The following is a 4,044-nucleotide window of genomic DNA, read 5'->3' on the forward strand; positions in this document are numbered from 1 at the left end:
GCGGTTTTTATTTAACAGGAGTATTTTCCTGTTAAACACGAAAGAATCGCGCAAGCGGGATTCTCCGCCAGCGGCGGGTCGCTTCAGCGGCATAATTCCCTACCGCCGCTGCGTGATCCTCCGCGGAGCGGTTTTTATTTAACAGGAGTATTTTCCTGTTAGTCAAGACCACCGGCTTAGCCGGTGGCTTGCCCCCCCCTATAAGGGGTTATTACCTGCTTGCGCCCGGAAGGCGCACTGAAGGTCTGCCAACTGCACCACATTCACAGCTGCCCTTAAAAGGGCGTTTCCAGTGCTTCCTTATTCCGGCTCAGCCCCAAAAGGGGCTTGCTGGTTTGCTTTGTTCACCTACTACCTCTCCAAGAGGTTTACTTCTTGTTTTTCTTTACCGGCTCACCCGTAAACGGGTCGATATACTCTACTAACGTCATCTGGTCGTATTCCAAATCCTCTTTTATTTGATTCTGGATATAGCTCTTGATTGCCGCTGTATTCTTTCCCACTGTGTCTACGTAATATCCACGACACCAGAAATGACGGTTCCCGTACTTGTACTTTAAATTCGCATATTTCTCGAATATCATGAGCGAGCTTTTCCCCTTTAAATATCCCATTATTTCTGACACTGAGTATTTCGGTGGAATTCGTATCAGCATATGTACATGGTCTGGCATGCACTGTGCCTCTATTATTTCGATTCCTTTTCTCCTGCACAATGTTCCCAGTATCTGCCCTACATCGGCTTTGACATCTTTGTATATTACCTGACGACGATATTTGGGGGCAAAGACGACATGATACTTGCATTCCCATCTCGTATGCGCTAAACTATTCTTGTCCATTTTGGACCTCCTGTGCTTTTTATTTGTGGTTTGCAGACCTACATTTATTCTAGCACAGGAGATGCTTTAATCTAAAGAACTGCCCTCCCCCTGCATAGCAGGGGGTTTATTTTTAATGTGACACAATAAAAAACCCCATATCCGGGTAATCCGGCTATGAGGCTTTAGTATTATTGGCGGTAACCTGCGCGCGGGGCGTGCAGGTTACCGTTTCTATTCAAAGCAATATTCTTTAATTTCACGCACTACATCCATAACCGTACCGTCACGGCCTTCAATAATTCCTACAATGCGCTCCCCAAACTGTACCGGCTCCGGTTCACCGACCATTGCATATGCTTTGTCGCGCAGCTCTTCGATCGTACAGAACGGCAGATTCACGTCTTTCATACACTCAATCAGATCCTGACGGCGGGGATTGATGGCAATGCCATAATCAGTGATTACGACATCCACAGTCTCTCCCGGTGTCGTCACTGTCGTAACATTCGTACAGATGGCGGGAATTCTCCCCTGCAAAAGCGGAGCAATCACAATCGTGCATTTGGCTCCGGCTGCCGTGTCGGGATGGCCCCCCTGTGCGCCGGTAATAACACCGTCAGAACCGACGACCACATTGCAGTTAAAGTCCACGTCCACTTCCAGGGACGCCAGGATAACAAAATCAAGCTTATTGACATAAGCGCCTTTGTTGAACGGATTTGCATACTCGGATGCGGATATTTCAATATGATTTGGATTTTTCTTGATCGATTCAATTGCTCCCTGATCAAAATCCTGTGTATCCACAAGCGTCCGGATCAGTCCTTTTTCCAAAAGTTCACACATCGGAGTTGTGATACCTCCAAGTCCCAGACCCATCTGGATACCGCGCTCTTCCATGATTTTGCCGAGCGAAATCGTAGAGGCGATGGAGGCCCCTCCGACACCCGTCTGATACGGAAAGCCGTCCTTGAAGTAAGGTGTGTTGATGACAAACTGGGTACAGTAATCAGCCATCATGATTTTTCTCACATCTGTAGTCGGTTTGGCGGCCCCTGTCGCAATCTTGTCAGGATTGCCGATCGCATCCACCACACACACATAATCCACATTTGTCATGGATATGCTGGCCGGAATATTGGGGAACGGAACGAGGCAGTCGGTTATAGCCACTACCTTATCCGCATATTGGGCGTCTGCCATGGCATAGGATAATACGCCACAGTCGCTTTTACCGCCGTTCGGACGGCAGTTTCCATATTCGTCACAGGTAGGCGCTCCGATAAAAGCGATGTCGATGTGGACTTCGCCTGTCTCTATGGCGCGTACGCGGCCGCCGTGGGAACGCATAATTGCCAGATTTTTAAGTTTGCCTGTGGATATTGCCTCACCGATTTTACCGCGCACTCCGGAGGACTGGATTCCGGTTATCGTTCCATCCTCAATAAACGGTACAATCGGATCATTGGCCTTACCAAGGGAGCTGGCACAGATGGTTAAGTCTTTGATCCCCATCTGATGGATCTCTTCCATAACCATGTTTACAACATAGTCTCCTTCACGGAAATGATGATGGAAGGACAGGGTCATTCCGTCACGGATATCACATTTTTCAAGAACCTCCCTGATGGACGTTACCATTTTGGAACGTCTCGGATCAGATACCGCACGCACAACAGGCGCGGCTTTTTTATATTCAAAATTATCATAGACATAGGCGCCTTCAAAGATCTTTTTGCCGGTCGCCTTTAAAATTTCTTCCGGAATATCTCTTCCCACTTTATTTATCATCTTACATATCCCCCTCATAAACGCCTGCGGCTTTTGCCATAGCCAGGGTCCTTTTGGCCCCGTCATAGAAAGCGATATCAATCATTTTACCATCTACCGTAAACACGCCGATGCCTTTAGCTTTCTTGTCATCAATTTCACGCACTACCTTTTCAGCAAAAATAATCTCTTTTTCCGTGGGTGTGAAAATCTTATGAACTACGGCAATCTGACGCGGATTAACAAGGGATTTTCCGTCAAATCCCATCATCTTAATCATTGCTGTCTCTTTTTCAAAACCGTCCATGTCATCAAGATTAGTAAATACGGTATCCCAGCACTGTACGCCTGCAGCGCGCGCAGCCATAATCATATGCTGCCTTGCGCCCATTAATTCCACTCCCGTCCCTGTAATTACGGTTTGGAGATCTTTTGTATAATCGCCTCCTGATAATGCGATGCCGATCAGGCGGTCGGAAGAAACGCAGATTTCCCGGGCATTCAGCACGCCTTTGCAGGATTCCAGGGCAGACATTAAAAGTGTGCTTCCCTCCGGACGTCCGAATTCACGTTCGGCCGCCAGCACATGCTCTTCCACCGTATGTACATCCTCGGCCGTCTCTGTCTTTGCAATACGGATGGTATCAGCTCCGCCTGCCACACAGACGCGGATATCCTCTTTCCAGTGGGGCGTGTCAAGTCCGTTAATGCGGACAACCCTCTCAACGCCTCTATAGTCAATTTCTTTTAACGCATGAAACAGAGAATATCTGGCGGCGTCTTTCTGGTTTTCCGCAACAGCGTCCTCTAAATCAAGCATGATGGAATCCGGTTTATAAATATAGGGATCCTTGATTAGTCCGGGTTTCTGGCAGTTTAAAAACATCATGGATCTTCTCAGTCTTTTTTTGTTTGGATGGCTCATTACCTTATCACACCTCCCCATGGAAGATTTTCCGTTATCCCGGCTGAACGGTAAACTGCGCATTCTACTCTGGCTTTAAGGGTACAATCCAAAGCTCCTTTATCCACTACTTTTATTTTAGCATCCTTTACGTCCAGGCGCTCCAAGGTCTCCAATACTACCGCCCTGATCTGCTTTCCAAACTGGTGGATTACACTGCTTTCAATCGTCAGCTCCACCTTTCCGCCGCCCGGCTCTACCGTAATCTGAGCGTCACTGGATTCCAGTGTACCGGCAACTGCCGCTTTTTCGATTACCATAAGAATTCCTCCTCCATTTGATTACCGTTATTTTTTGTATTACATGATTTGTTTAAGGTATTATTTGTGTATATTGTTACTTTTTTTAGAATATTCATAGAGTCTTTCTACATTTTTTCTAAAAATATAGTAACATGGTAAAAGGTATAATTCAAATACTAATGCTGTTATGGAGTTCATAGGAAAAAACTTATTGGAGATTTAGTTAAGCAGGTGAGGACGCCGC

General features: G+C 46.7%; 4 protein-coding genes. All 4 read right to left on the reverse strand.

Annotated elements, in window-relative coordinates; all coding sequences use genetic code 11:
* Positions 1-368: 368 nt before the first annotated feature.
* Positions 369-842 carry an IS200/IS605 family transposase gene (tnpA, locus tag CLOSYM_RS01095; RefSeq protein ID WP_003505645.1) on the reverse strand — a complete coding sequence of 158 codons (474 nt, stop codon included), beginning with the start codon at positions 840-842 and terminating at the stop codon, positions 369-371.
* A gap of 213 nt (positions 843-1,055) precedes the next feature.
* Positions 1,056-2,615, reverse strand: coding sequence for a citrate lyase subunit alpha (gene citF, locus CLOSYM_RS01100; protein ID WP_044902029.1), 1,560 nt, complete (start codon positions 2,613-2,615; stop codon positions 1,056-1,058).
* 1 nt (position 2,616) lies between these two features.
* Entirely contained in the window at positions 2,617-3,519 is a 903-nt protein-coding gene (locus tag CLOSYM_RS01105; protein WP_003504184.1) for an aldolase/citrate lyase family protein, read from the reverse strand.
* The gene (gene citD / locus CLOSYM_RS01110; RefSeq protein WP_003504186.1) at positions 3,519-3,818 is read right to left on the reverse strand and encodes a citrate lyase acyl carrier protein; all 300 of its coding nucleotides are present in this window, start codon (positions 3,816-3,818) and stop codon (positions 3,519-3,521) included. The genes CLOSYM_RS01105 and citD overlap by 1 nt, the downstream gene beginning before the upstream one ends.
* Between the last annotated feature and the right edge of the window lie 226 nt (positions 3,819-4,044).

Origin of the sequence: [Clostridium] symbiosum ATCC 14940, assembly GCF_000466485.1 — a bacterium.
In the GTDB taxonomy this organism is placed as follows: Bacteria; Bacillota; Clostridia; order Lachnospirales; family Lachnospiraceae; genus Otoolea; species Otoolea symbiosa.